The sequence below is a fragment of the Bradyrhizobium sp. 35 genome (assembly GCF_023073215.1).
Classification (GTDB): Bacteria; Pseudomonadota; Alphaproteobacteria; order Rhizobiales; family Xanthobacteraceae; genus Bradyrhizobium; species Bradyrhizobium canariense_D.
In genome coordinates this window covers 16,130-42,177 of record NZ_JADPJC010000168.1, presented here as the reverse complement: position 1 = coordinate 42,177, position 26,048 = coordinate 16,130, and the positions used below count along the sequence as shown (strand labels likewise).

Annotated in this window: 20 protein-coding genes; 15 read left to right on the top strand and 5 right to left on the bottom strand. The window is 64.5% G+C overall.

The genetic code is table 11. The features are described 5' to 3' along the window. Positions 1-17 precede the first annotated feature (17 nt). The 5 genes from IVB36_RS38760 (at position 18) to IVB36_RS38740 (ending at position 5,651) form a co-directional block, all read left to right on the top strand. Positions 18-536 (top strand): YcnI family protein, encoded by a 519-nt coding sequence (locus IVB36_RS38760; RefSeq protein ID WP_018455060.1) that lies wholly within the window; start codon positions 18-20, stop codon positions 534-536. Further along, the gene (locus tag IVB36_RS38755) at positions 536-2,098 is read left to right on the top strand and encodes a CopD family protein (protein ID WP_247370276.1); all 1,563 of its coding nucleotides are present in this window, start codon (positions 536-538) and stop codon (positions 2,096-2,098) included. The genes IVB36_RS38760 and IVB36_RS38755 overlap by 1 nt, the downstream gene beginning before the upstream one ends. A gap of 153 nt (positions 2,099-2,251) precedes the next feature. Beyond that, entirely contained in the window at positions 2,252-3,571 is a 1,320-nt protein-coding gene (gene proS / locus IVB36_RS38750; RefSeq protein WP_247395004.1) for a proline--tRNA ligase, read from the top strand. Positions 3,572-3,661: 90 nt separating this feature from the next. Beyond that, a complete protein-coding gene (locus IVB36_RS38745) occupies positions 3,662-4,942 on the top strand; it encodes a lipoprotein-releasing ABC transporter permease subunit (RefSeq protein ID WP_018455057.1) in 1,281 nt (426 codons plus the stop codon). A gap of 7 nt (positions 4,943-4,949) precedes the next feature. Then, positions 4,950-5,651: an ABC transporter ATP-binding protein gene (locus tag IVB36_RS38740; protein ID WP_018455056.1), complete on the top strand. Its 702-nt coding sequence runs from the start codon at positions 4,950-4,952 to the stop codon at positions 5,649-5,651. Positions 5,652-5,728: 77 nt separating this feature from the next. Here IVB36_RS38740 and IVB36_RS38735 read toward each other — a convergent pair whose 3' ends face one another. Then, positions 5,729-6,808, bottom strand: a complete 1,080-nt coding sequence (locus IVB36_RS38735; RefSeq protein WP_247336837.1) for a zinc-binding alcohol dehydrogenase family protein — start codon at positions 6,806-6,808, stop codon at positions 5,729-5,731. A gap of 107 nt (positions 6,809-6,915) precedes the next feature. Here IVB36_RS38735 and IVB36_RS38730 point away from each other — a divergent pair, with 107 nt between their 5' ends. Further along, positions 6,916-7,689 carry a helix-turn-helix transcriptional regulator gene (locus IVB36_RS38730; protein WP_018455054.1) on the top strand — a complete coding sequence of 258 codons (774 nt, stop codon included), beginning with the start codon at positions 6,916-6,918 and terminating at the stop codon, positions 7,687-7,689. A gap of 27 nt (positions 7,690-7,716) precedes the next feature. Here IVB36_RS38730 and IVB36_RS38725 read toward each other — a convergent pair whose 3' ends face one another. Beyond that, entirely contained in the window at positions 7,717-9,135 is a 1,419-nt protein-coding gene (locus IVB36_RS38725; RefSeq protein WP_247336834.1) for a PLP-dependent aminotransferase family protein, read from the bottom strand. Positions 9,136-9,272: 137 nt separating this feature from the next. Between IVB36_RS38725 and IVB36_RS38720 the strand changes: the two genes are divergently transcribed. Together IVB36_RS38720 and IVB36_RS38715 are read left to right on the top strand one after the other, a co-directional pair. After that, positions 9,273-9,734: a carboxymuconolactone decarboxylase family protein gene (locus IVB36_RS38720; protein ID WP_085353296.1), complete on the top strand. Its 462-nt coding sequence runs from the start codon at positions 9,273-9,275 to the stop codon at positions 9,732-9,734. 90 nt (positions 9,735-9,824) lie between these two features. Next, complete coding sequence (locus tag IVB36_RS38715; protein ID WP_085353295.1) at positions 9,825-10,463, top strand: HD domain-containing protein; 639 nt, start codon at positions 9,825-9,827, stop codon at positions 10,461-10,463. A 35-nt stretch (positions 10,464-10,498) separates the two neighbouring features. Here the strand turns inward: IVB36_RS38715 and IVB36_RS38710 are convergent, their stop codons facing one another. After that, on the bottom strand, positions 10,499-11,485 hold the full coding sequence (locus IVB36_RS38710; protein ID WP_247395001.1) for a hypothetical protein: 987 nt from the start codon (positions 11,483-11,485) through the stop codon (positions 10,499-10,501). Between the two features lie 602 nt (positions 11,486-12,087). Here IVB36_RS38710 and IVB36_RS38705 point away from each other — a divergent pair. Both IVB36_RS38705 and map read left to right on the top strand, forming a co-directional pair. Beyond that, positions 12,088-15,237 carry a GAF domain-containing protein gene (locus tag IVB36_RS38705; RefSeq protein WP_247394999.1) on the top strand — a complete coding sequence of 1,050 codons (3,150 nt, stop codon included), beginning with the start codon at positions 12,088-12,090 and terminating at the stop codon, positions 15,235-15,237. A 78-nt stretch (positions 15,238-15,315) separates the two neighbouring features. Then, positions 15,316-16,065: a type I methionyl aminopeptidase gene (map, locus tag IVB36_RS38700; RefSeq protein ID WP_085353579.1), complete on the top strand. Its 750-nt coding sequence runs from the start codon at positions 15,316-15,318 to the stop codon at positions 16,063-16,065. A 147-nt stretch (positions 16,066-16,212) separates the two neighbouring features. On the opposite strand, the gene IVB36_RS38695 is transcribed toward map, so the two are convergent. Both IVB36_RS38695 and IVB36_RS38690 read right to left on the bottom strand, forming a co-directional pair. Next, positions 16,213-16,461, bottom strand: coding sequence for a DUF3551 domain-containing protein (locus tag IVB36_RS38695; RefSeq protein ID WP_018455048.1), 249 nt, complete (start codon positions 16,459-16,461; stop codon positions 16,213-16,215). Between the two features lies 1 nt (position 16,462). Then, positions 16,463-16,783 (bottom strand): DUF3551 domain-containing protein, encoded by a 321-nt coding sequence (locus tag IVB36_RS38690; RefSeq protein ID WP_018455047.1) that lies wholly within the window; start codon positions 16,781-16,783, stop codon positions 16,463-16,465. A 252-nt stretch (positions 16,784-17,035) separates the two neighbouring features. Here IVB36_RS38690 and IVB36_RS38685 point away from each other — a divergent pair, with 252 nt between their 5' ends. From IVB36_RS38685 to IVB36_RS38665, 5 genes are all read left to right on the top strand, one after another. Then, a complete protein-coding gene (locus IVB36_RS38685; RefSeq protein ID WP_085394829.1) occupies positions 17,036-17,755 on the top strand; it encodes an outer membrane beta-barrel protein in 720 nt (239 codons plus the stop codon). Positions 17,756-18,210: 455 nt separating this feature from the next. Then, positions 18,211-21,708, top strand: a complete 3,498-nt coding sequence (gene dnaE, locus IVB36_RS38680) for a DNA polymerase III subunit alpha (RefSeq protein ID WP_247394996.1) — start codon at positions 18,211-18,213, stop codon at positions 21,706-21,708. A 114-nt stretch (positions 21,709-21,822) separates the two neighbouring features. Then, complete coding sequence (locus IVB36_RS38675) at positions 21,823-22,341, top strand: hypothetical protein (RefSeq protein ID WP_027518200.1); 519 nt, start codon at positions 21,823-21,825, stop codon at positions 22,339-22,341. A 112-nt stretch (positions 22,342-22,453) separates the two neighbouring features. Further along, complete coding sequence (locus tag IVB36_RS38670) at positions 22,454-23,194, top strand: carbonic anhydrase (protein WP_085353578.1); 741 nt, start codon at positions 22,454-22,456, stop codon at positions 23,192-23,194. A gap of 191 nt (positions 23,195-23,385) precedes the next feature. Further along, positions 23,386-25,893 (top strand): caspase domain-containing protein, encoded by a 2,508-nt coding sequence (locus tag IVB36_RS38665; protein WP_247394993.1) that lies wholly within the window; start codon positions 23,386-23,388, stop codon positions 25,891-25,893. Positions 25,894-26,048: the final 155 nt, after the last annotated feature.

Genomic DNA, 26,048 nt, shown 5'->3' with positions numbered 1-26,048 from the left:
CCTTTGGGAGATCCAATATGTCGAAGCGAACCTGGCTGATTGTTCTGAGCGTATTTGCGGCAACGCCAGCGACTGCGCACGTCTTCCTCGAAGGCAAGCAGGCAACCGTGGGGGGATCGTACAAGGCCGTCTTCGCTGTCCCGCACGGTTGCGCCGGCTCGCCCACGGTGAAAATCCGGGTGCAGATCCCGGAAGGCGTGATCGCGGTGAAACCGATGCCGAAGGCGGGCTGGAGTGTTGACGTGGTCGAGGGCAAATATGCCAGCGAATACGACTATCACGGCAACAAGCTTTCGTCCGGCGTCAAGGAGGTGACCTGGTCCGGCGGTAAGCTGCCGGACAAGAACTATGACGAGTTCGTCATGCACACGGCCCTGACCGACACGCTCAAACCGAACACAATCCTGTACTTCCCCGTCGTCCAGGAATGCGAGACCGGCGTCAGCCGCTGGATCGAGATCCCCGCGGAGGGGGCAGGGCATTCGCACGAGGGCAAGTCACCGGCGCCGGGCGTAAAACTTCTGCCAAAACCCTGATGCGCCTGCTCGCCGCGCTGGCGACGCTGCTTCTCGTTGTCGGCTTCGCGACCGGCGCCTCGGCGCACGCGGCGCTCGTCGCGGTCGAGCCGGCGAGCGGCAGCATGCTCGCGAGCGCGCCGAAGGCGGTGGAGTTGCGCTTCAATGAGACAGTGACGCCGGGCGCGATCCGGCTGATCGACGGCGCGGGCAGGGCGCGGGATGATGTGCGCGTCAACGCATCGGGCGAGACCATCTCGGTCGCGATGCCGATGGACATGCCGCAGGGCACGGCGGTCGTCAGCTATCGCGTGATCTCGCAGGACGGTCATCCCGTCACGGGATCGGTGATCTTCTCTATCGGCACGCCGACGGGGACGCAACCTCCCGCAAACGCCGATCGCGGATTGAACGTGCTGATCTGGCTGGCGCGGGTCGGTCTCTATCTTGGCCTCTTCGTCGGCGTCGGCGGCGTGTTCTTTGCGCGCTGGGTTGCGTGGTCGATGACGGGCATAACCGTCCCGCGTGTGGCGCTCGCCATCGGTCTCCCGAGCGCGGTGGTGTCCCTTGGCGTGTTGGGGCTTGATCTCCTCGGGCTACCGTTGTCGGCTCTCGCGACGATGGCTCCCTGGAAAGTGGCATTCGGGACCAGCGCGGGCCCCGCCTTGCTCGTGGCCGTCGCTGCAATGCTGTTCGCATTGCTGGCGCTAGGCAGCGCGTGGTGCGCGCGCGCTCTGGCCATTATTGCCTTCGTCGGCGTCGGCTTGTCGCTGGCAATGACCGGGCACGCCGCTACGGCACCGCCCGAACTGTTGACCCGGCCGGCAATCTTTCTCCATGGTCTTGGTGTTGCCTTCTGGATTGGAGCCCTCGCACCGCTGGTCGCCCTGTTATCGAAGCGGCCCGCCGTGGCATTGCCTGTCGTGAACCGCTTCTCTCGCCTCGCCGCGCCGGTCGTTGGTGTTCTCGCATTGACCGGCCTCGCGCTCGCCATCGTCCAGCTTGAGGATCCGTCTGCATTGGTCGAGACCCGCTACGGGCTCATCCTCTCGATCAAGCTCGCGCTGGTCCTCGTGCTGTTGGCGCTTGCCGCGCTCAACCGCTTCCGCCTGACCCCGGCGCTCGCGGGAGATCACAAGGCTGCGCCGGCCCTGAAGCGCTCGATCGTGATCGAATGCGCCATCGCGCTCGGCATCTTCGCCGTGGTCGCCGGCTGGCGCTTCACGCCGCCGCCGCGGACGATCGTTCCGGAGACCCCGCTGGCGATCCACATCCACACCGACAGGGCGATGTTTCAGATCCTGGTCTCGCCGGGTAAGGCGGGTATCGACGATTTCGTGCTGCAGCTCATCACTGGCGAGGGGGCGGTGCTGGAGGCCAAGGAGGTGACGCTGACGCTGAGCCTGCCCGAACGCGGCATCGAGCCGATGGAGCGGAACGCCTCGCTCGGGCCGGACAGCTACTGGCACGTGCGCAAGGTCGAGCTGCCCTTTGCGGGCCGCTGGCATGTGCGGATCGACGCGCTGGTGAGCGATTTCGAGAAGATCACGCTGGAGGACGAGCTTGAGGTGGCGGCGCCCTGAATCGGGCTCTTCGGCACATCACGTCGAATCTGAAGTCGACGGAAAAATGACAGGAATTCCGCTGTGTTAGCGGGTTTTCCTCATTCCCGGTCTTGTGTTTTGGCTCCCAATCCGGTTTCACTGCAAGTCATCACTGATTCCTCGAGTATTGCCATGCGGTTGTCGCGGTTCTTTCTGCCCATTCTGAAGGAAAATCCGAAAGAGGCGGAGATCGTCTCGCATCGGCTGATGCTGCGTGCCGGCATGATCCGGCAGGAGGCCGCCGGCATCTATGCCTGGCTGCCGCTCGGCTTCCGCGTGCTCAAGAAGATCGAGCAGATCGTGCGCGAGGAGCAGGACCGCTCTGGCGCGCTGGAACTGTTGATGCCGACGCTGCAGCTTGCCGACCTCTGGCGCGAGAGCGGCCGCTACGATGCCTATGGCCCCGAGATGCTGCGCATCGCCGACCGGCACAAGCGTGAGCTGCTGTATGGCCCGACCAACGAGGAAATGATCACCGAGATCTTCCGCGCCTATGTGAAGTCCTACAAGAGCCTGCCGCTGAATCTCTATCATATTCAATGGAAATTCCGCGACGAGCAGCGTCCGCGCTTCGGCGTGATGCGCGGCCGCGAGTTCCTGATGAAGGACGCCTATTCATTCGACCTCAACGAGGCCGCGGCGCGCGTCGCCTACAACAAGATGTTCGTCGCGTATTTGCGCACCTTCGCGCGGATGGGGCTGAAGGCTATCCCGATGCGCGCCGAGACCGGCCCGATCGGCGGCGATCTCAGTCATGAGTTCATTGTGCTGGCCGAGACCGGCGAATCCGGCGTGTTCATCAATCGCGACGTGCTGGACCTGCCGGTGCCGGGCGAGGACGTCGACTATGAGAGCGATTTGACGCCGATCATCAAGCAATGGACGTCGGTCTATGCGGCGACGGAAGACGTTCACGACGCCGCGCGCTTCGAGCAGGAAGTGCCCGCGGACAAGCGGGTGAACACCCGCGGTATCGAGGTCGGGCAGATCTTCTATTTCGGCACGAAGTATTCCGAGGCGATGAAGGCGCTGGTGGCAGGCTCCGACGGTGTCGACGTGCCGATCCACGGCGGCTCCTACGGCGTCGGCGTCTCGCGCCTGCTCGGCGCCATTATCGAGGCCTGCCATGACGATGCCGGCATCAAATGGCCGGAGGCCGTTGCCCCGTTCCGCGTGTCGATTCTCAACCTCAAGCAGGGCGATGCCGCGGTCGATGCGGCCTGCGAGAAGCTCTATGCGGAGCTGTCCGCCAAGTGCGTCGACGTGCTCTACGACGACACCGACCAGCGCGCCGGAGCCAAATTCGCCGCCGCCGACCTGATCGGCATTCCGTGGCAGATCATGATCGGGCCGAAAGGGCTCGCCGACGGCAAGGTCGAGCTCAAGCGGCGAAGTGACGGCGCCCGCGAGATCATGTCGCCTGCGGACGCGGTCGCAAGACTTGTGGGCTGATAAGGCTGGTCGGCTGAATATTGTTCATCGCCCGAGATCGCGGCCGCCAATCCGGCCACATTTGACCCCGAATCATGGGACTATCGAGCGATGGATGAGACCATGACCGAAACTGTTCAAACCGCGCCTTTTGCGCCATTCGAGTGGATGCTGTCGGGGCGTTACCTACGGGCGCGCCGCAAGGAGGGATTCATCTCGGTCATCGCTGGGTTCTCCTTCCTCGGCATCATGCTGGGCGTGGCGACACTGATTATCGTCATGGCCGTCATGAACGGCTTCCGCAAGGAGCTGCTCGACAAGATACTCGGGCTCAACGGCCACATCCTGGTCCAGCCGCTGGAATCGCCGCTGACCGACTGGAAGGACGTCGCCGACCGCCTCAGTCAGGTCCAGGGCATTCGGCTCGCCGCGCCCGTGGTGGACGGCCAGGCGCTGGCGTCATCGCCGTGGAACGCCTCCGGCGTCCTGGTGCGCGGCATCCGCTCCGACGACCTCAACAACCTCACCTCGATCGCCAAGAACATCAAGCAGGGCTCGCTCGAGGGTTTTGATGACGGGCAGGGGGTCGCGATCGGCCGGCGCCTCGCTGACCAGCTGTCGCTGCACGCCGGCGACAGCATCACGCTGGTCGCGCCAAAGGGCGCAGTCACGCCAATGGGCACGACACCGCGCATCAAGCCGTACAAGATCGCCGCGGTATTCGAGATCGGCATGTCCGAGTATGATCTCGGCTTCGTGTTCATGCCGCTCGCGGAGGCGCAGGCCTATTTCAACCGCAGCAACGACGTCACCTCGATCGAGGTCTTCACCACCAATCCGGATCAGATCGTCGCGTTCCGCCAGGCCGTGACGGAGGCGGCGGGCCGGCCGGTGTTTCTGGTGGACTGGCGGCAGCGCAACTCGACCTTCTTCAACGCGCTCCAGGTCGAACGCAACGTGATGTTCCTGATCCTCACCATGATCGTGCTGGTCGCCGCGCTCAACATCGTTTCCGGCCTGATCATGCTGGTGAAGGACAAGGGCAGCGACATCGCGATCCTGCGGACCATGGGGGCCTCGCAAGGCTCGATCATGCGCATCTTCCTGATCACGGGCGCCTCGATCGGCGTGGTCGGTACGATGGTCGGCTTCATCGTCGGGCTGGTGATCTGCCTGAACATCGAATCGATCAGGCAATTCCTGTCCTGGCTGACCAGCACCGAACTGTTTTCGCCAGAGCTATATTTCCTGTCGAAGCTGCCCGCCGAGATCGACATCGGCGAGACCTCGGCCGTCGTGATCATGGCGCTGACGCTGTCGTTCCTGGCGACGCTGTATCCGTCCTGGCGCGCCGCGCGCCTCGATCCCGTCGAAGCGCTGCGGTACGAGTGAGGGGCTGATGGAGCAGCAGGGGGCGGAAGATGTACCGGTCATTTATCTCCACGAGATAAAGCGACAGTACTTGCAGGGCGAGGTGCCGCTGACGATCCTCGACGGCGCCAAGCTCGCGCTGTGGGCGGGCCAGTCCGTCGCGCTGGTGGCGCCGTCAGGCTCGGGCAAGTCGACGCTGCTGCACATTGCGGGTCTGTTGGAAGCGCCCGATTCCGGCGAGGTCTACGTCAATGGCGCGCCGACCTCGCAACTGCCCGACATCGAGCGCACCCAGCTTCGCCGCACCGATATCGGCTTCGTCTACCAGTCCCACCGGCTGTTGCCGGAGTTCTCGGCGCTGGAGAACGTCATGCTGCCGCAGATGATCCGCGGCCTCAAGAAATCCGAGAGCGTCAAGCGCGCCAAGGAGATCCTTGGCTATCTCGGCCTCGGCGAGCGCATCACGCACCGTCCGTCCGAGCTGTCGGGCGGCGAGCAGCAGCGCGTTGCAATCGCGCGCGCGGTGGCCAATGCTCCGCGGGTGCTGTTTGCGGACGAGCCGACCGGCAATCTCGATCCGCACACCGCTGACCACGTCTTCCAGGCCCTGATGCAGCTCGTCAAGGCGACCAAGGTCTCGATGCTGATCGCGACCCACAACATGGAGCTCGCCGGCCGGATGGACCGCCGCGTGTCGCTGTCGAACGGCCAGGTGGTCGAGCTCGAGTAAAAACCGCGAAAACAACCCCATGCACAGTAGCCAAGTGCTTGGGCGCACTGACGAAAAAAATGGTGCTCCCGGGAGGTTCAAGGCCGGATCACCGTCAATTTGAACGGCCCGCCATTGGCTGCGGCATGGGCTACCGCCTCATCGGCGTGGTCGAGGTCGAAGGCCGTGGCCTCGTACTCCTCCAGCCTCAGCAGTCCCGCGCGCACCAGCGCGATCAGGCGGCTTGCCGCATCCGGCGGATACATCCAGACGCCGTGGATGCTGATGCAGTTGCGCATGATCCAGGGGTAGGGCAGCTCGAGGCCAGCGCCGCCGGCCATGCCGACGCCACCCATCAGCACGACGCGGCCATTGGGGCGCACCGTCATGATCGCCGCGCGCACCACATTCGTGCTCACCGAGGGCGGCATGATGTCGAGCACGCAGTCGATCGGCCCGGGCGCCGCACGCTTCATGCTCTCGCGGTCGTGATCCTCGTTGCCGGAGAGTTTGACCGGCTTCACGCGATCGCCGAAACGGCGGACGAGGTCGGCCAAGATCTTGTCGTTGCGGCCGGGCGCGACCACGCAGGCCGCGCCCATCGCGAGCGCGACGGAGACGGCTGCGCTGCCGAAATTGCCGGTGGCCCCGCTCACCAGCACGGTCTCGCCGGGCTGAAGGCTGGCGGCGAGAAAGCCGCCATAGGGCACCAGCAGCGTCCCCAGCGCGCACCATCGCGTGGCGTCCTCCGACGCGATCGTGCCAAGCCGTTTGACGTTCTCCGTCGGCACCCGCATCTGCTCGGCGAACGAGCCATGGCGAAAATGCTGTTGCAGGCGCATGGCGCCGGCACCGGGGGCAGTGAGTCCTTGCAGGGCAATGTCGGGCGCTGCGGCGTCGTCGCGCGAGCGCACCGTCGGGTCGCAGAACACCCAGTCGCCAACGCTGAGCTTGGTTGCGTCCGGGCCGATGGCGCGCACCCGGCCGATGCCGCCTGGCCCCGGGATGATCGGCAGGTCGAGGGCATAGTTGCGTGCCCCGCTGAAGACCTCGTTCATGTAGGACAGCACCCGCGTTGCGATGACGTCCACGATGACCTCGCCCGTGCCGAGCACAGGGTCCGCGGCTTCCTCAATCGCAAGCGGCGATCCAAATGATTTCAATACGGCAGCTTTCATGATCTCACCTCAAAGTGGGTTGAAGCCCATATGCGCCGCCTTTCCAGGCCCAGGAAGGCCTGGTATTATCCTAGTATTCCCCAAGCCCTCCATCGAGGCACGTCACCATGGCCGACCCACGCCGCGTCGAATTCGGCGACTTCCTCAGGTCCCGCCGCGAAAAGCTGTCGCCGAAGACGGTCGGGCTTCCCGCGGGCCGGCGGCGTCGCACGGCGGGCCTGCGCCGCGAAGAGGTGGCGCAGCTCGCCGGCATCGGCGTCGACTGGTACATCCGCCTCGAGCAGGGCCGCACCGTCAGCCCCTCGGTCACCACCGTGGATGCGCTGGCGCGAGCGTTGCGCCTCAGCAAGACCGAGCACGCCCATCTCAAGGCACTTGCGCGCGACGGCGATAGGCGCGCGTTCACGCGCGAGATCGTGCCGCCCCCCGTTCGGCGGATGATCGAGAGCCTGGCGCAGCCGGCCTATGTCACGGGGCGGCGCTGGGACGTGCTGGCCTGGAACGCGGCGGCCGAGGAGATCTTCGGGTTCGGACAATTGCCCGAGCAGGACCGCAACACGCTGCTGCTGGTCATGACGAACAAGCAGACGCGAAAATTCTACGGTGCCGGCTGGGCTGACATCGCCAAGAGCATGGTCGCGATGTTTCGCGCCACTCACGACGTCTGGGCCGGCGATCCCGCCTTTACGGAATTGCTGACGCGGCTGCGCCAGGGCAGTCCGGAATTCGTCAAATGGTGGGAGGCGCACGAGATCCGCAGCACTGCCGCGGGCCTCAAGATCATGAACCATCCGACCAAGGGCGTGCTCCGGTTCGAGCACACGAGCTTTCAGGCCAATGACGATCCGGCGCTGAAGCTCGTGATCTACACGCCGGTGTAGATTGCGGAAACATGGGGTCGAAGCTCGTCACGTATGACGGTCGATGATCTGAAGGAGCCGATCGCAGGACGCCTCGATCCTCTTGTGGGGAGATGTGGCGACGCCCAGCAACAGGCCGGATCGCGCCGAGGCCGCGGACGCATGCCATAGCGACAGGGGCGTGGGCGCCAACCCAAACGATGCTGCTTCCCTCGCGATCGCGACGTCGGAGGTTCCGTCCGGCAGTCTCAGGACCGCGGCCAATCCGGCGATCGCAACGTCCTTCGCAACGTCCTTGGCGCGTGCCTTCAAATATTTCAGCAGCGCATCGCCTTGCGCGGCATAGGCCCGCTTCGTGCGTCGAAGATGCCGCAGATAGTGGCCGTCGCGGATGAATTCGGCGGTTGCGAGCTGTACGGAGGGCCCGGGCGCCGGAGCGAGGCATGCCGCTACCTCGGCAAAACGGGATGCCAGAGAAGCGGGTGCAACGACGAAGCCCAGCCGCAAGGCAGGAGTCAGGGTCTTGCTGAACGACCCGATGTGAATCACGCGCCCGAAACGATCGAGAGAGGCGAGCGCCGGTGTGGCCCGCCCTCTCAGCTGAAGCTCGCTCAGATAGTCGTCCTCGATCACCCATACCCCTTCCTGGGCTGCCCAGTCGAGAAGACATGAACGTCTTGCCAGCGACAAGGTGGAGCCAAGCGGTGCCTGCTGTCCCGGCGTCACGACCACCAATGCAGCATCAGGAGCGTGTTTCAGGCCGTAACCGACGTCAATGCCGTCTGCATCAACTGGGATCGGCCTGATCGACAACCTTGCAAGCTCAAGGCCGTGTCTTGTGAAGGGGAAGCCCGGGTCCTCCATCCAGACCTTCTTCTGCTCGAGGCCGAGAACCCGCAGTGCCAGTCCGAGGCCGCTGCTGAAGCCGCCGGTGATGATGATCTGCGACGGTGCACATTCGATCCCCCGCGCCAGCGCGAGATATGCCGCAATGTCGCGCCTCAATTCCAGCTCGCCGCGGGGATCCCGATAAATGGCCGGTGCGCTGGTTTCCGCGCGCACCGCCCGCGTGCGCATCCTCGAGAAGAGCTTGGCGGGAAAGGTCTCGTGAGCGGGCACACCCATTTGGAAAACGGCCGGTCCCGCAGTGAGCTCCTGGTACATCTCCATGAACGAGCCGGGGTGGGGAGCGGCTTCCTGCCGAGGGGTAAAGGCGGGTCGATCCGCAACACGCGTTCCGGTCGCGCGCGACGCGACGATCAGTTGCGCAGAGGAAAGTTTTTCGTAGGCCGATCGCACGGTGCCGCGCGCCACGCCCAGCTGAGCCGCCAAATCCTGCCATGAGGGCAGACGAGCTCCCGGCGCCAGCACGCCGCTCTCGATGGCAGCTCCGATACCTCTGCGGATTTGTTCCGCCAATGGCGTCTTCGCAGATCGATCGAGCTCCAGCTGCAGCGGTTTGACCATGCCCCCCTGGTACACGATTTTCGTCCATTCTTGGTGCTTTTTTGTAGACCAGGGCGGGGCCATTTATCGGGCAGGGAAGTACATGGCGGAAGTACATGGCGACAGCCGCCGAACAGAACCGATCATGGAGTATGAAAATGGCTAAGCGTCTCGACTACGACCGCATTGCACCCGCAGGCATGAAAGCGCTCGGCGGCGTTTACGGCTATGTCATGCAGAGCAATCTTCCTGCAACGCTCGTCACTCTGGTTTATCTGCGCATTTCGCAGATCAACAATTGCGCCTACTGCCTCGACATGCACACGCGCGATCTGCTGAAGAGCGGACAGAAGATCGAAAAGATCGCGCTGGTGCAGGCCTGGGCGGAAGGCGGTCATCTCTTCGACGAGCGGGAGCGTGCCGCCCTCGCATGGGCTGAAACGGTGACCCGTGTGGCCGACACCGGCATCCCGGATCAAGCTTACGAGGCTGCCCGCGCCGTCTTCGAGGAGCGCGAGCTCGTCGATCTCACCATCGCGATCGGCCTGATGAATGCGTACAATCGCATGGCAATCAGCTTCCGAAATACGCCACAGGCCGCGAAAGAGATGGCAGCCTGACCCCGGTGCCAGACGGCAAGAGGGTAAACACATGCCATCGACTGCGACGGCATGTCCTGAGATATCGGCGATTCAAGGCAGGAGCTTGAAATGACCATCGCAATTTCCGGCGTGAAGATTCCCGACAGCAAGATCGCACGGGAGGCCGCCGAGCTGGTGCGCCAGTACGAAAACGACATGTTGTTCAACCACTCGGTCCGCGTCTTTGTGTTCGGCGCGATCAAGGGACATCGGCAAAATCTGAAATTCGATTCCGAGCTGCTCTACATCGCGGCGCTGTTCCACGATCTCGGGCTTGTCGACCATTACCATACACAGACCAAGCGATTTGAAGTTGATGGCGCCGATGCCGCCCGCGAATTTCTGAGGGGGCACGGCATCGACGAGCCAAAAGCCGATCTGGTTTGGGAGGCGATCGCGTTACATACGACGCCCGGAATTCCACAATACATGCGGCCGGAAATCGCTCTCACGAATGCGGGTGTGTTGGTCGACGTCGTGGGGATTGGCTATGACGAGTACTCGCCAGAGCAGCGCGACCAGGTGACCACCGCATTTCCGCGCGGTGATTTCAAGAACGAATTCCTTCAGGTACAAACCTGCTCGGCCTTGAAGAAGCCGCAGACCACGTTCGGGACTGTCAATTTCGATTACATCGAAGATCACGACCCCACATTTCACAAGCCGAACGCATGCACGCGCATCCGCAACACTCCCTGGCGGAGCTGACCTTCGGCGCGATGTTCGAGTTTCGCCACGTTGACTCATGGCGACGGTGCGGCCGGGGGCGTTACGCTGGCGTTCGGCTGCTGAATGGCCGGCCACGGGCTCTTCGGAGCCGGCGTCGCCACCGCGCATGACGCCGCAAGCTGCGGCCACACTGACGTCAGGCCCGTCAAGTCGATGTCGAATTTCGTGATGTCCGCCTTGTCGTCGGGTAACAGCGTGGTTTCGCGGACATGGAGGGAGCGGGACGCCAGTATCGCCTTGAGCATGTCCGGATCGATGCTGCCGCGCCAGACTTCGTATTTTCCGGCCCGCAACACAGACCCTCCGGCCGCGTTGTCCGGAGCGGCGTCCGCCGTCACCAGGATGGTGGTCTTGGCGATGGCCGTCTCGTCGATCTCGCGCGCGAATGTCAACGGCACGCGCTTTCCGCTTTCGCAGGACAGACGCCATTCCATAGGCCGGAACGACGCGCCGTTCTCCTTCAGCATCGCGATCTTGCGGACGAAGGGGCGCGCTTCCTTTTCCAGTTTCCACGCCGTTTCGGCAAGCGAACGCGTGTCGATGCCGAAACGATAGAGCTCGGCGCGCGTCAGCAGGTGCAGGTTTTCGAACTTCACCGTCCGGATCAGATCGTCTAGCTCGCGGCTGATCCCCATCGCCGCGATGAACGCAGCGCGATCGCGATCGGCCCTGGCCATCCGGCGCTGCCTGTATTCCGCGACCGCCGCCGGAGGCGGATGCCCGTGAAAGGCAAGGACCAGCCTGGAATTATGGACCGCCAGCGCGGCGTCGGGGGCGACCTCGCGCGATGTCGCTCCGAGAAACAGGTAGCCGCAGGCCGAGTTGCACATCGCATGGTAAGTGGTGAGTTCGGCTTCCACCTCGCCGCCGGTATTTTTTATTTTCAGGCACGCGGCGTCCACCTGCGTGCCCGCGGCGCACGCCGTCGCGATGGTCCGGCCAACCCGAGCGATCGCCTTGCGGCTGCGCAACAACCGCCCGATGACATAGGACTGCTCCACGTTTCCGCCCGGTGAATAGAGGTAGATCGGACGCTGCGTGTCCTTGACGCCGGCAAGGAAGCGGCGAATGCGCGGCGCAGCGTCCTGGTCGATATCGCCCTCGATGGCGATCCAGCGGTCGCAGCCCGGTCCGCAGGCGTCTGGTGGTCCCTTGGCAAGATAGATCGTCAGCCTGGATGCAAATCCAGTCATCTCGGCCGGCGTCCCTTCGGCGTGCAATGCGCCATGAATCAGCGAGGCCAGGACAAGCAGACTACGGGCGAGCATGAAACGACGGGGACCACCCGCAGTGAAAAGCAGAGATCGATGTTACACGATGATCCGCGCAGCCACAACTTGCGGTGGCGCATCCGCACGGGTCTGTCCGCGACGGCTGGATTGGCAATCTGGCGGCGATGTGGGAGCAGGCAGAACAGCATCTCCCAAGGGGACGGTGACGACAGGAACCTAAATGCCATCATGCGGTTATCGCGCAGACAATTTGCGCGACCCGGCTGCATCACTCAGAAAGTCAGGTGGGCTACCTGTGGTCGAAGCGAACAGCAGCGGGACGATCAAGCAGTAGCTCCTCGTGGAGCTAGGAACGTGGCAGGGGAAGACCAATGACGACAGCGACCGGGATCCGCTCGGCCGATCGCAATTCCGTCTTAGCCACACTCGGCGACTTCATCCGAGAGATCAGCAATCCCGACGATCTCGCCTATGCTGCGGCGGAACTGCTCGGCCGCAGCCTGAACGTCAGCCGGGCGGGCTATGGCACGGTCGACACCTCAGCCGAGACCATCACCATTGTCCGCGACTGGAACGCACCGGGCATCCTGAGCCTCGCAGGCGTGCTGCGCTTCCGCGACTATGGCAGCTACATCGAAGATCTCAAGCGGGGCGAGACCGTCATCTGTGCCGATGCTGAAAAAGACCCTCGCGTCGGCGATCGTGCCGAGGCTCTCGAGGCGATCTCTGCGCGTGCGCTCGTCAACATGCCGATCTCGGAGGCCGATGGGGTCGTGGCGCTGCTGTATTTGAACAATGCCGGGCCGCGCGAATGGAGCCCCGAAGAGCTGGAGCTCATTCGCGATGTTGCCGAGCGTACGCGCACGGCCGTTGAGCGTCGCCGTGCTGAGACGGCCGTGCGGGAGAACGAAGCCCGGCTGCTTTTCCTGGACGCACTCAACAAGGAGACGGCCAGGACCCGCGATGCCGACGGCGTGATGGCGGTGACGACCAGGATGCTTGGCGAGCATCTCGAGGTATCGAGCTGTGCCTATGCCGATATGGATCCCGACCAGGACGGCTTCACCATACGCGGGGATTGGGCGGCGCCGGGCGCGGTGCATATCCTTGGTCACTACAGCCTGGCTGACTTCGGGAAGAAGGCGGTGCGAGAGCTCGGCGCCGGCAGGCCCCTGATCATCAATGACAATTTGAAGGAGCTTGCGCCTGAGGAAGCCGCCACTTTCCAGAACATCGGGATCGGTTCGACGATTTGCATGCCCTTGGTCAAAGAAGGGCAACTCACCGCCTTGATGGCGATCCATCACCGGGGCCCGCACCAGTGGACGCCGCGCGAACTCGCCTTGCTCACCGAAGTGACCGAACGGTCGTGGGCCCACATCGAGCGCGTCCGATCGGAACAGGCGGCGCGGGAGGCCGCCGAACGACTGACGCTTGCAAACAAGGCGGCTGGTATCGGCACCTGGGACTACGACCCGGTCAACAACGTTCTTCGATGGGATAGCCGCTGCAAGGAGGTGTTCGGTTTATCGCCGGACGCCGAAGTCAGCTATGAAGGGTCGTTCCTGAAGGGCCTTCATCCCGAAGACAGGCAGCGCGCCCACGAGGCCGTCTCCGCGGCGCTGACGCCGCACGCGCCGGCAAACTACAACATGGAATACCGGACCATTGGCATCGAGGATGGGGTCGAACGCTGGATCGCCGCGACCGGTCAAGCCATCTTTGCCAACGGCCAAGCTGTTCGGTTCATCGGAACGGTTCTGGATATCACCGCGCAAAAGAAAACCGAGCGTCATCTCAGAATACTCAATGATACCGGGGCCTCGGTCTCTCGCGAACGCGACCTCGACAAGATCGTCCAGATCGTGACGGATGCCGGCGTCGGACTCACCGGTGCTCAATTCGGCGCCTTTTTCTACAACGTTCTGGCGCCGGATGGCGGCAGCTACATGCTGTATTCGCTGTCTGGTGCGCCGCGATCCGCGTTTGAAAACTTTCCGATGCCGCGTAACACAGCCGTCTTTGGCCCGACCTTCGAGGGCTCCGGCGTGGTGAGGTCCGACGATATCCTGCGGGACCCCCGCTATGGCAAGAACGCGCCGCGGAAAGGCATGCCCGAGGGCCATCTTCCGGTCCGATCCTACCTGGCGGTCCCTGTGATCTCGCGCACCGGCGAAGTTTTCGGCGGACTTTTCTTCGGTCACGCCGAGACGGGTAAATTCCAAGCCGAGCAGGAGTCCGCGTTGCTTGGTATTGCGGGCCATGCCGCCACCGCTATCGACAACGCCCAGCTCTTGACCCGGCTCGAGGCGCTCAACGCCGGATTGGAGCAACGTGTTGCCGACGAAATTGCCGAGCGCATGAAGGCCGAAGAGCAATTGCGGCAATCCCAGAAGATGGAAGCCGTCGGGCAGTTGACCGGCGGCATTGCCCACGACTTCAACAATATGCTGGCCGTGATTCTCGGCAGCCTGAATCTTGCCAAGCGGCGGCTCGGCAGGGGAGAGGTCAGCATAGACCGCTTCATCGAGGGCGCCATCGACGGTGCAAATCGCGCAGCCACGTTGACGCAGAGGCTGCTCGCGTTCTCGCGCCAACAGCCGCTCGCGCCTGAGGTCGTGGACATCAACAAGATGGTCGGCGGGATGAGCGAGTTGCTCGAGCGCTCGCTGGGCGAGCTGATCCGCCTCGAGACGGTGCTGGCGGCTGGCCTCTGGCGGGTCAAGGCAGACCCGGCCCAGCTGGAAAGCGCGATGATCAACCTCGCGGTCAATGCGCGCGATGCCATGCCGAAGGGCGGCAGGCTGACAGTAGAAACCAGCAACGTCTCGATAGACCGAAAATATGCTCGCGAGTATGCACTCGCACCCGGGCAGTACGTTCTCGTGGCCGTGACGGACAACGGCACGGGAATTCCGGCCGACGTGCTGGGCAAGGTGTTCGATCCGTTTTTCACGACCAAGGTCGTGGGCAGGGGCACCGGTCTCGGCCTCAGTCAGGTCTACGGTTTCGTGCGGCAGTCGGGCGGCCATGTCAAAATTTACTCGGAAGTCGATGTTGGCACGACCGTGAAGATCTACCTTCCACGCTTCGCCGGCGAGGAGGCGGGCTCAGCTCTGTCACAGGAAGAAATACCCGCCGGTGCAAGCCATCAGAACGAAACCATTCTCGTCGTGGAAGACGACGAGCGCGTCCGCAACCTTTCGTCCGAAAGCCTGCGCGAACTTGGCTACAACGTCATCGAGGCAGCCAGCGCCAAAGAGGCGATCAGGACGATCGAAAATGGTTTCGTTCCAGATCTGCTGTTCACGGATGTCGTCATGCCCGACATGACCGGCGCCGAGCTGGCGGCCGAGCTGTCGAAACGATACCCGGCGCTGAAAGTGCTGTTCACCACCGGCTACACGCGCAATGCAATCGTTCACAATGGCGTGCTCGATGCCGGCAAGCATCTGCTTCCCAAGCCCTTCGCTATCGAAGACCTGGCTGCCAAAGTCCGCACCTTGCTCGACGAGATCTGAACGCGTTTTGGAAACGATCTCTTCCGTTTGCAAGCTGCCTTCACAAGGGCTATGTCCCGGCTTTCGGAAGAGCATGACATGACAATCTCGGATGACAACGACCTCGCGCGCCTGAAGGAGATCGGGCGCATTGTCGCCAATACCCTGGAGGCAATGGGAAAGGCGCTCGAGCCGGGCATGTCCACCTCCGAGCTCGACCAGATCGGGCGAACGCTGCTGGAGGCCGCCGGTGCACGTTCGGCTCCGGAGCTGGCCTACGACTTTCCGGGCGCAACCTGCATCAGCGTGAACGAGGAGATCGCTCATGGCATCCCCGGCGATCGGCGGATCGCGCGCGGGGACCTCGTGAACATCGACGTGTCAGCCGAGAAGAACGGCTTCTTTGCGGATACGGGAGCCTCATTCGCCGTTCCACCCGCAACCCGCGCGGTCGAACGTCTTTGCAGGGACGGCCGGCGGGCGATGTGGACGGGCCTGCAGCAGGTCGGAGCCGGCAAACCGATTGCCGGTATCGGTCAGGCCATCGGGACCTTTGCGCGGAAGAACGGTTACAGCCTGGTCAGGAACCTTGCCAGTCACGGCGTCGGCCTGTCGCTCCACGAGGAGCCGACGGAGATCGCAACGTGGCCCGACCGCTCCGAACGCCGCATCATGAGCGAAGGCCTCGTGTTCACCGTCGAGCCGTTCCTGTCCCTTGGCGCGGAATGGGCAGAGGATGGCGATGATCCATGGACGCTCTACAGCAGCCCCGAGGCGCCGACCGTTCAATACGAGCACACCGTGATCGCCACGCGAAGCGGACCGTTGATCGTTACGATGGCTGGTTAAGGAGGCTCCTCAAGCCACCGGATCTCGGGCAGCATCCGAACGGGTTCGATCATCCAGAGCCAGCGGCGGCGCCGGTCTCGCCGACCAGATTGCCGAGCGTGGCGTCGGAAGCTCAACGCAAGGCGGGCCGCATATCGAAGTCCCGATTTAATTGACGCGCCGCGAGTGGCGAGGGGGCTTCTTCTGCGCAAAATACGGGTTCGCCACGCACGTCGCTGACCGACCGAGGGCTAAAAATCTGCACTGCTCGAGAGAGGTGTAGCGGCAATCGAAATAGCCGACGGGACCGTAGATCTGCATGCAGACCGGATAGCTCGGATCGTAGGTCTGCGCGTGCGCAGGCGCGCCGGCGAGCAGCAGGCCGATCGCGAGGAGCGCGAAGCGAGCGCGACGCATCTCAGCGCGGCAAGTAGTAACCGGGCGAATAACCCGGCACCTGCGCGCGCGGCCTGTTCTGATACGCGTAGGGATCGTCGCTCTGGCCTGCGAAATACGGGTTCGCGATGCAGGTGAGCGCGCGGCCCGACGAACTCGCCTGGCACTGCGCGTAAGTGTCGAACGTGCAATTGCTCAGCCCCGGCCATTCATCGCCGGTGAGGCAGAAGGCATGGTGGGTCCCGAACGCGCGCGCAGGCACGCTTGCGCTAAGCGTGAAACCAAATGTGGCGAGGGCGAGCGAAAATGTGGCGACAATGGGGAGAGCAATTCGTCTGCGCATTCGATTCTCCAATCACGCGAACGTGCGCGCGACGTTGTTACGCGCGCATGCTGCGTATGTCGTGTAGTCGACAATGGAACTCATGAAAACTCTTGTTTCAAAGGGTTTCCCGCGCGCGCTGGTAAATCTTCATTAATGAAGCGCGATCCTTTGGCGCGAACTGTGGCGTCGAGGTTACAGCAATTCTGTCGAGCGCTGCTATGACGACGCTACGGCCCGGGGGCCTAACGACGAAACTGGAACGGGAATCAAATGAACAAGAATCTGTTGCTTGCTGCTGTGAGCCTTGTCGCGCTCGGCGCGACCGCACCGGCGGTGGCTGCTGACCTCGCTGCGCGGCCTTACACCAAGGCGCCGGCGATGGTCGCCGCGATCTACGACTGGAGCGGCTTCTACATCGGCGTCAACGGCGGCGGCGGTTCCGCCCATTCGACTTGGGATCTCGTCGGCGGTGGCCGCGAGGGTTCGCACGATGCGACCGGCGGCACGGTCGGCGGCCAGATCGGCTACCGCATGCAGTCGGGCCAGTGGGTGTTCGGTATCGAAGGTCAGGGCAACTGGGCTGACTTCTCGGGCGACAACGTCAGCGCGCTGTTCGCGACGCGCAACCGCTCCAAGATCGACTCGTTCGGTCTGATCACCGGTCAGATCGGCTACGCCTGGAACAACGTCCTCCTTTACGCCAAGGGCGGTGCGGCTGTCGCCGGCAGCAAGTATGAAGTCTCGACCCTTGGCGGCGCGCTGCTGTCCTCGAACGATCAGACCCGTTGGGGTGGCACGATCGGTGCCGGCCTCGAGTACGGTTTCGCCCCGAACTGGTCGGTTGGCGTCGAGTACAACCACATCTTCCTGCAGGACAAGAACGTCACGTTCGCAGGCCTGGTTGGCACCGATCGCATCCGCCAGGACGTCGACATGGGCCTCGTTCGCTTGAACTACAAGTTCGGCGGCCCGAGCCTCGGCCGTTACTGAGTAAAAGACTGCTATCGATCGCTCGACTTCGAGCGGTTGGCGAAAGCCCCGGCCATCGGCCGGGGCTTTTTTGTTGCTTAAATTCAGCGGGTTAACCATTCTGTTTGGAGATGGTCGAGATGGCTTGACTCCTGAGAACGAAATGAGAACAATGTTCTTCATACGTTCTCACCATGGAGTAAGCCATGTTCAGGATTTTCGTTGAAGAGGCCGCCGCGTTGGCGTCGATCGCGCTGTTTGTCGGGATGATTGCGATCTGGGCCCAGGTGCTCCCGCAGCTCTAGGCGCGGGCCTAGGTTGGGGAAAAGCAGGACGACGCGGCCGATCGGCCGCTCCGGCGTGGACTCTGGCACCATGACGCCCCACCATTATGAGGCGAGTCGGCCGGGCGAGTGCAGGATGCCTCCGGTGCCGGTGACCGCTCCATCTCATCTGCAAGAGGCCGTCACGCGACCATGCCGAGCGCCGGATTTGTCCACCTTCACGTTCACTCGGCCTATTCGCTGCTCAAGGGCTCGATCAAGATCGCCAAGCTCGCCGAGCTAGCGAAGAAAGACCATCAGCCGGCGCTGGCGTTGACCGACACCGACAACATGTTCGGTGCGCTGGAGTTCTCCGACAAGATGGCGGGCTCCGGTATCCAGCCGATCGTGGGCTGCGAGATCGCGATCGAGTTCGGCGACCAGGATCCCAATGCGCGCAACGTGCTGCTGCCCTCGCGCGTGGTGCTGCTGGCCGCGCAGGAGCGCGGCTATCGCAGCCTGATGCGGCTGAACTCGCGCGCGTTCCTGGAGACGCCCGACACTCATGCTCCCCACATCAAGTTCGACTGGCTCGAAGGCGAGACCGAAGGTCTGATCGCGCTGACGGGCGGTCCGGACGGACCGATCTCGCTGGCGCTTGCCGGCGGTTATACCGAGCTCGCGGCGGCGCGCTGCGAGCGTCTGGCCAGCCTGTTCGGAGACCGTCTCTACATCGAATTGCAGCGCCACAACATCGAGAAGGAGCGGCGGGTCGAAAGCAGCCTGATTGACATCGCCTACACCAAGGGCCTGCCGCTGGTTGCGACCAACGAGCCGTATTTCGCCACGACCGACGATTATGAAGCCCATGACGCGCTGCTCTGCATCGCCGGCGGGCGGCTGATCGCGGAGACCGAGCGCGAGCAGCTCACGCCCGATCACCGCTTCAAGTCCCGCGCCGAGATGGCGGTGCTGTTCGCCGACATTCCGGAGGCGCTGGCCTCGACGGTCGAGATCGCCGAGCGCTGCTCGTTCCGGCCGATGACGCGCAAGCCGATCCTGCCGTTCTTCACGGTCGGCGCTGCCGCAAGCTCCGATGCCGCCGCGGTCGAGGCGGCCGAATTGAAGCGGCAGGCGGAGGAGGGGCTCGCCAACCGCCTGCGTGTGCACGGGCTGTCGCAAGGCACGACGGAAGAAGATTACAACGCGCGGCTTGCGTTCGAGCTCGACGTGATCATGCGCATGAAATACGCGGGCTACTTCCTGATCGTCTCCGACTTCATCAAATGGGCGAAGGGCCAGGGCATCCCGGTCGGGCCGGGCCGCGGCTCCGGCGCAGGCTCGCTGGTGGCGTGGGCGCTGACCATCACCGACCTCGACCCGATCAAGTTCGGCCTGCTGTTCGAGCGCTTCCTCAATCCGGAACGCGTCTCGATGCCGGACTTCGACATCGACTTCTGCCAGGATCGCCGCGGCGAGGTGATCAGGTACGTCCAGGAGCGCTACGGTCGCGACCAGGTCGCGCAGATCATCACGTTCGGGACGCTGCAGGCGCGCGGCGTGCTGCGCGACGTCGGCCGCGTGCTGCAGATGCCCTATGGCCAGGTCGACAAGCTCACAAAACTCGTGCCGCAGAATCCGGCCGCGCCGGTGACGCTGGCCGCCGCGATCGAGAGCGAGCCAAAACTCCAGGCGTTCCGCGACGAGGATCCGGTGGTGGCGCGCGCCTTCGACATCGCGCAGCGCCTCGAAGGCCTGACCCGTCACGCCTCGACGCATGCGGCCGGCATCGTGATCGGCGATCGGCCGCTGAGCGAACTCGTGCCGATGTATCGCGATCCCAAATCCGACATGCCGGTGACCCAGTTCAACATGAAATGGGTCGAGCCCGCGGGCCTCGTGAAGTTCGACTTCCTCGGCCTGAAAACGCTGACCGTACTCGACGTCGCGTGCAAACTGCTCAAGCCGCGCAACATCCACGTCGATCTCGCCACGCTGCCGATCGACGATGCCGAAAGCTACCAGATGCTGGCGCGCGGCGAGGTGGTCGGCGTGTTCCAGGTTGAAAGCCAGGGCATGCGGCGCGCGCTGGTCGACATGCGCCCCGACCGTTTCGAGGACATCATCGCGCTGGTCGCGCTCTATCGACCGGGTCCGATGGCGAACATCCCGACCTATTGCGCGCGTAAGCACGGCGACGAGGAGCCGGAATATCTCCACCCCGTGCTGGAGCCGATTCTCAAGGAGACCTTCGGCGTCATCATCTACCAGGAACAGGTGATGCAGATCGCGCAGGTGATGTCGGGCTATTCGCTCGGCGACGCCGACCTGCTGCGCCGCGCCATGGGCAAGAAGATCCGCGCCGAGATGGAGAAGCAGCGCGAGATCTTCGTCGCAGGCGCAGTGAAGAACGGCGTGCCGAAGGGGCAGGCCGATACCATCTTCGAGCTGCTGGCGAAATTCGCCGACTACGGCTTCAACAAGAGCCACGCGGCGGCCTATGCGCTGGTGTCCTACCACACCGCCTACATGAAGGCGCATTACCCGGTGGAGTTCATCGCCGCGTCGATGACGCTTGATCTCAACAATACCGACAAGCTGTCCGAATTCCGCGCCGAGGCGCAGCGCCTCGGCATCAAGGTCGAGCCGCCCAATGTCAACCGTTCCGGCGCGACTTTCGAAGTCGGCGACAAGACCATCTACTACGCGCTCGCGGCGCTGAAGGGCGTCGGTATTGCGGCCGTCGAGCAGATCATCGCGGAGCGGACCAAAAACGGCATGTTCACCTCGCTCGCCGACTTTGCCGCGCGGGTGTCGCCGCGCGCGATCAACAAGCGCATCATCGAAAGCCTCGCCGCCGCGGGCGCCTTCGACACGCTGGAGCCGAACAGGGCGCGGGTCTTCGCCGGCGCCGACTCGATTCTCGCCGCATGCCAGCGGGCGAACGAAGCTGCAACCATCGGCCAGAACGACATGTTCGGCAGCTCGGCCGACGCGCCGACCATCATGCTGCCGCAGATCGAGCCCTGGTTGCCGGCCGAGCGGCTGCGCCGCGAATATGACGCGATCGGCTTCTTCCTGTCGGGACATCCGCTCGACGATTACGCCACCGTGCTGAAGCGGCTGCGCGTGCAGTCCTGGGCCGAGTTCTCCCGCGCGGTGAAGACCGGCGCCACCGCCGGCAAGGTCGCGGCCACCGTGGTGTCGCGCATGGAGCGGCGGACCAAGACCGGCAACAAGATGGGCATCATGGGGCTCTCTGATCCCACGGGTCACTTTGAGGCGGTGCTGTTCTCCGAAGGCCTCGCGCAATATCGCGACGTCCTGGAACCGGGCGCCGCGGTGCTGCTCCAGCTCGGCGCCGAGCTCCAGGGCGAGGACGTCCGCGCGCGCGTGCTGCACGCCGAGCCGCTGGACGAGGCCGCGGCCAAGACGCAGAAGGGCCTGCGCATCTTCGTGCGCGACACCAAGCCGCTGGAATCGATCGCCAAGCGTCTCGCCGGCCCCGACATGGCGAACGGCGCCGCGCCGAAGGTCGGCAGTCCGGGCATCGCGCCCCGCTCCAACGGCGACGGCGAGGTCTCGCTGGTCATGATGCTCGACCTCGAAACCGAGGTCGAGATGAAGCTGCCCGGCCGCTTCAAGGTCTCGCCGCAGATCGCCGGCGCCATCAAGGCGGTCGCCGGTGTGGTGGACGTGCAGCAGCTCTAGCAACGCGCACGGTGTTGCAGGCGGCTGTATGTCTTGCGCGGGACATGCGGCGGCCCTGTTGCAACCTTTCGCTGTTTTCGGTTAGCATGCACTCGGGGAAAATTTGGGGGCGTGATGCTATTGCGTGGGCTGGTATTGCTCGTGGCTGCGGCACTGCTGTGCGGCTGTGAGACGGCGAGGAGCGGGCTTGGATATTCGGAGACGGTACGAAAGCTGGGTCCGCCGAAAGCCGGGCAGGCCCGCGTCGTCGTGTTTCGCGAGAAGGGCTTCGGCGGCATCGGCGATCCGGACTGGGAATTTTCCCTCGACGGTACGCCGATCAAGGGTCTGAAGACCGGGACATATGTCTATGTCGATCGCCCGGCAGGCCAGCACCAGTTCGTAGCAGAGGAGGCGGCGCTCGGCGTCACGCGCGTGGACTTTTCGGCTCAGTCCGGCCAGACCGTGTTCTTCGTAGCGCGCTTCAGTCAGCGCAAGAGCGCCATGATCGCGAATGCGAGCACGGGGGTGCTGGGCTGGGGTCTCACGCTTGCGATGACGTCCGGCTATAAAAATCAGGGACCGCTGGATTTCCTGCCCTTGGATGAACCGGCCGCCAGGACGACGATCGCAGAGCTTCGGTTGGCAGAATAGCCTCCGCGCGAAATTCGAGCTCCGCCCGCACCGTCATTTGTGGTGTCGTCACAGCGTTGCGGCTATGATCGCCGTGAGGCCGTTCGTCCATCGCGCCGGGAGGGAACGTGACATGTGCGACAAGTGCAATGAATCCCCACATGAGAGGATCGCGCCGTCGCGACGATCCGCGATGTTGTTGGGTGCCTCGGCGCTCGGCCTCGCCCTGACCGGCAGAGCCTTCGCCAAAGAGACCAAGGCGCCGCCCAAGCCGCAGAACGTGCTGTCGCCCGACGCATCATTGAAGCGCCTGACGGAAGGCAATGCCCGCTATGTCGACGGCGTGTCGCGGCGGCACGATTTCAAGCACGAGCGCGAGGCGTTGGTCGGCGGACAGAATCCGTTCGCGGCCGTACTGAGCTGTGCCGATTCGCGCATCGCGCCGGAATATGCCTTCGACACTGGCCGCGGCGATCTGTTCGTTTGCCGCGTCGCCGGAAATTTTGCGGGCACCGAAACCATCGCCAGCATGGAATACGCGGTGGCCGTGCTGAATGCGCCGCTGATCCTCGTGCTCGGCCATGACGCTTGCGGCGCGGTCGATGCGACGCTGAAGGCGATCAAGGACAACAAGCCGCCGCCGGGCCATATTCCATCGCTGGTCGATGCGATCACGCCTGCAGCGAAGGCTGCGATGCAGCAGGGTGGGGACGTCCTCGACAAGGCGATCCGGCAGAACGTCATCGACAACGTCGCGAAGCTGAAGTCGGCAGCGCCGATCCTCAATGCGGCCGTGGAGCAGGGCAAGCTGAAGGTCGTCGGCGGCATCTATCGGCTCACGACGGGAACGGTCGACCTGATCGCGCAGGTCTGACGAGACGAACCGGCTCGCGCCGGTTCGTTGTCGCGAGGCTGACGCAGGCGCCCTGGCGTTGGTGCCGGGCGCCATGCCGCCGCCTCAATCCAAGCCTTCGTTATTTGGAAGCCTTTCGTTCAAGTGTCATTCAGCTCGCCACGCGTCTGATGCGTGGCGGCATCTCAACAACAAAAACGGGCAAGCAAGTCATGCGTGGGACGCTCCGAGCCTTCATTTGCCTTCTCCTGCCAATCGCGGTCCTTGCCGCGGGCGCGCCGGATCCGGCGCGTGCACAGCAGCAGGAAAAGCGTATGGCGCTCGTGGTCGGCAACGGGGCCTATGCCAAGTCGCCGCTGGCGACGACGGCAAACGATGCCGGCCTGATCGCGCAGACGCTGCAGGCGGCGGGCTTCGACGTCGTCGGCGCCCGCGATCTCGACGGCGACACGCTGCGCAAGAGCTTTCGCGATTTCATCCAGAAGGCGCAGGCCTCCGGACCGGGCACCGTCGCGATGGTCTACCTCGCCGGCTATGGCGTGCAACTTGCCGGTGAGAACTACTTCATCCCGGTCGATTCCAACATCACCCGCGACACCGACATTCCGACCGAAGGCCTGCGCATCGGCGACTATCTCCGCCAGCTCGCCTCCGTTCCGCTCAAGGCCAACATCGTCGTGCTCGACGCTGCGCGGGCGCAGCCCTTCGTGGAGGGCGGCCAGCAGATCGCGAGCGGACTTGCGCTGGTCGAGCCCGACGCCAACATGCTGATCGCGTTCAACGCCGCGCCCGGCACGGTGGCGCCCGAGGAGCCTGGACCTTACGGCATCTATGCGCAGTCGCTGGCGGAGATGATCCGCACCGGCGGCCTACCGCTGCCTGAGGTGTTCGACCGCGTTCGCCTGCGCGTCAACGAGTCCAGCAAGGGCGCGCAAGTGCCCTGGAACGAGCAGAAGATATCGGCGCAATTCTCGTTCTTCGAGCGCGGACCTGACGCGCCGCCGCCTGAGGCCGCACCCGACCAAGTCGCCGCGATGCGCAACAAGCCGATCCGCGATCTCGGCGTGCACGATGCCTATGCCGCCGCGCTCACGCGCGACACGCTGCCGGCCTACGAAGAGTTTCTCTCCGCCTATCCCGGCGACCCGCTGTCGAAGCGCGTGATGGTGATCGTCGCGGCGCGCCGCGAGGCCATCACCTGGCGGCGGACCTATCGGACCGACACGCCGGAGGCCTATTGGTCGTATCTGCGTCGCTATCCGCGCGGTCCGCATGCGGCGGATGCGCGCCGACGCTTGGCGATTCTCACCGCGCCGGCCGAGCCGCCGCCGAGCTTCGCGATGATCGACTACGACGTGCCGCCACCGCCGCCGGAGGAGGTGGTCTATGTCGAGCGTCCCGTGCTGTATTTCAGCGATCCGGATTTTGGCTTTGCGCCGCCACCGCCGCCGCCGGTCTATTATCTGCCACCGCCGCCGCCGGATTTCGTCGTGCTGTCGCCGCCGATGCCGGTGGTCGGCCTGTTCGTGCTGCCGCAGCCGATGTTCGTGCCAATTCCTGTGTTCGTCAGGCCGCCGGTCTATGTCGCACCGCCCCCGAACAACATCATCTATCAGAACATCCATAACAGGACGGTCATCAACACGGTGATCAACCAGCCGCCGGCACCGCCGGCGGGTGCGGGTGCGGGTGCCGGAGCGGGCAATCTCGCGCCAGCCATTGCCGGGCGCACCAATCCGGCTGGTCCCGCCATGCCGCAGGCGGTCGTGCAGCGCGCCGCCCTGATTCAGCAGGGCAAGGCGCCGATGCCGCCGAGCGCGACGATGCAGCCGACGGCGAGGCCAGGAATGCCTCCGGCCAGGCCGGCCAATGCCGCACCGACCGGTTCGCCACCTACGACTCCACCTGCCAGTCCGCTTGCCACGCCACCGGCCAAGCTGCCCCAAGCCAACACCCTGCCGGTTCCCGGCACCCATGGCGGTCCACCTGTACCGCCAGCGGGAGCCGGGCCACTGCCGGGCGGCAGACCCGGGCTGCCCACGGCCACTGCTCCCGGCACACCGCCGCCGACCCATCCGGGAGGGCCTGCGGGAGCGCCGACGACTGCTGCTCCCGGCACCACGCCGCCGGGTCATCCCGGTGCGCCGACCGCCGCCGCGCCGGCGACTGCGCCCACGGCGACAAACCCGGCCGCTGTGCCCGGCCAACCGCCGAAGCCGCCGGTGGCCCAGGCCCCGCCCGGGACCGGGACCGGGCCTGGGGACCATGGCAAGTCCGCGACCCGCGAGCCGGCTGGTTCGCCGCCTGCTGCCCGCACGCCTCCTGGCGCAGTTGGACGACCGGTCACGCCGCCGCCCTCGGCGGCGCGGGAGCCGATCAGGCCGCAGCATCAGCCGACCGCAGCTCCCGCCCAGGCTGCCCGGCCGTCGGCGCCACCACCGCGGTCTCAGGCCGTGGCGCGGCCGGCGCCTCCGCCTCCGCCGCGTGTTGCGCCGCCGCCACCGCCACGGGCGGCTCCACCCGTGGCGGTTGCTCGACCGGCGCCGCCGCCAATGGCGCGGCCCGCGCCGCCGCCGCCGGTCGCCCGGCCGGCGCCACCTCCGCCGCCCCGGATGGCCGTCGCGCCACCGCCGCCGCCGCGCCCGGCAGCACCTCCACCGCGTCCTCCGGCTCCGCCGCCGGCGGCAAAGAAGTGCCCGCCGAACCAGCCCAGATGCTAGGCAGGGGCTAGGCCGGAGCGATCTTTACGGAAGGGGGCCTCTTGCGGGCGAAAGCCGCCCCGAAAGGCCCTTATTTCCTTGCTTCTGGCCGAAATCGCGCTATACACCGCGCCATCTCACACGGAAGCATGGCTCACAAGGCCGTCCGGTGGCAG

Excerpts from the sequence above, each read along its gene's own strand:
- IVB36_RS38755 (WP_247370276.1), top strand. The coding sequence starts at position 536 with ATGCGCCTGCTCGCCGCGCTGGCGACGCTGCTTCTCGTTGTCGGCTTC.
- dnaE (WP_247394996.1), top strand. The coding sequence starts at position 18,211 with ATGCCGAGCGCCGGATTTGTCCACCTTCACGTTCACTCGGCCTATTCG.
- IVB36_RS38715 (WP_085353295.1), top strand. The coding sequence starts at position 9,825 with ATGACCATCGCAATTTCCGGCGTGAAGATTCCCGACAGCAAGATCGCA.
- IVB36_RS38740 (WP_018455056.1), top strand. The coding sequence starts at position 4,950 with ATGGAGCAGCAGGGGGCGGAAGATGTACCGGTCATTTATCTCCACGAG.
- IVB36_RS38735 (WP_247336837.1), bottom strand. The coding sequence starts at position 6,808 with ATGAAAGCTGCCGTATTGAAATCATTTGGATCGCCGCTTGCGATTGAG.
- IVB36_RS38665 (WP_247394993.1), top strand. The coding sequence starts at position 23,386 with ATGCGTGGGACGCTCCGAGCCTTCATTTGCCTTCTCCTGCCAATCGCG.
- map (WP_085353579.1), top strand. The coding sequence starts at position 15,316 with ATGACAATCTCGGATGACAACGACCTCGCGCGCCTGAAGGAGATCGGG.
- IVB36_RS38685 (WP_085394829.1), top strand. The coding sequence starts at position 17,036 with ATGAACAAGAATCTGTTGCTTGCTGCTGTGAGCCTTGTCGCGCTCGGC.
- IVB36_RS38705 (WP_247394999.1), top strand. The coding sequence starts at position 12,088 with ATGACGACAGCGACCGGGATCCGCTCGGCCGATCGCAATTCCGTCTTA.
- IVB36_RS38745 (WP_018455057.1), top strand. The coding sequence starts at position 3,662 with ATGGATGAGACCATGACCGAAACTGTTCAAACCGCGCCTTTTGCGCCA.
- IVB36_RS38675 (WP_027518200.1), top strand. The coding sequence starts at position 21,823 with ATGCTATTGCGTGGGCTGGTATTGCTCGTGGCTGCGGCACTGCTGTGC.
- IVB36_RS38670 (WP_085353578.1), top strand. The coding sequence starts at position 22,454 with ATGTGCGACAAGTGCAATGAATCCCCACATGAGAGGATCGCGCCGTCG.
- IVB36_RS38690 (WP_018455047.1), bottom strand. The coding sequence starts at position 16,783 with ATGCGCAGACGAATTGCTCTCCCCATTGTCGCCACATTTTCGCTCGCC.
- IVB36_RS38695 (WP_018455048.1), bottom strand. The coding sequence starts at position 16,461 with ATGCGTCGCGCTCGCTTCGCGCTCCTCGCGATCGGCCTGCTGCTCGCC.
- IVB36_RS38730 (WP_018455054.1), top strand. The coding sequence starts at position 6,916 with ATGGCCGACCCACGCCGCGTCGAATTCGGCGACTTCCTCAGGTCCCGC.
- IVB36_RS38760 (WP_018455060.1), top strand. The coding sequence starts at position 18 with ATGTCGAAGCGAACCTGGCTGATTGTTCTGAGCGTATTTGCGGCAACG.
- IVB36_RS38725 (WP_247336834.1), bottom strand. The coding sequence starts at position 9,135 with ATGGTCAAACCGCTGCAGCTGGAGCTCGATCGATCTGCGAAGACGCCA.
- IVB36_RS38720 (WP_085353296.1), top strand. The coding sequence starts at position 9,273 with ATGGCTAAGCGTCTCGACTACGACCGCATTGCACCCGCAGGCATGAAA.
- proS (WP_247395004.1), top strand. The coding sequence starts at position 2,252 with ATGCGGTTGTCGCGGTTCTTTCTGCCCATTCTGAAGGAAAATCCGAAA.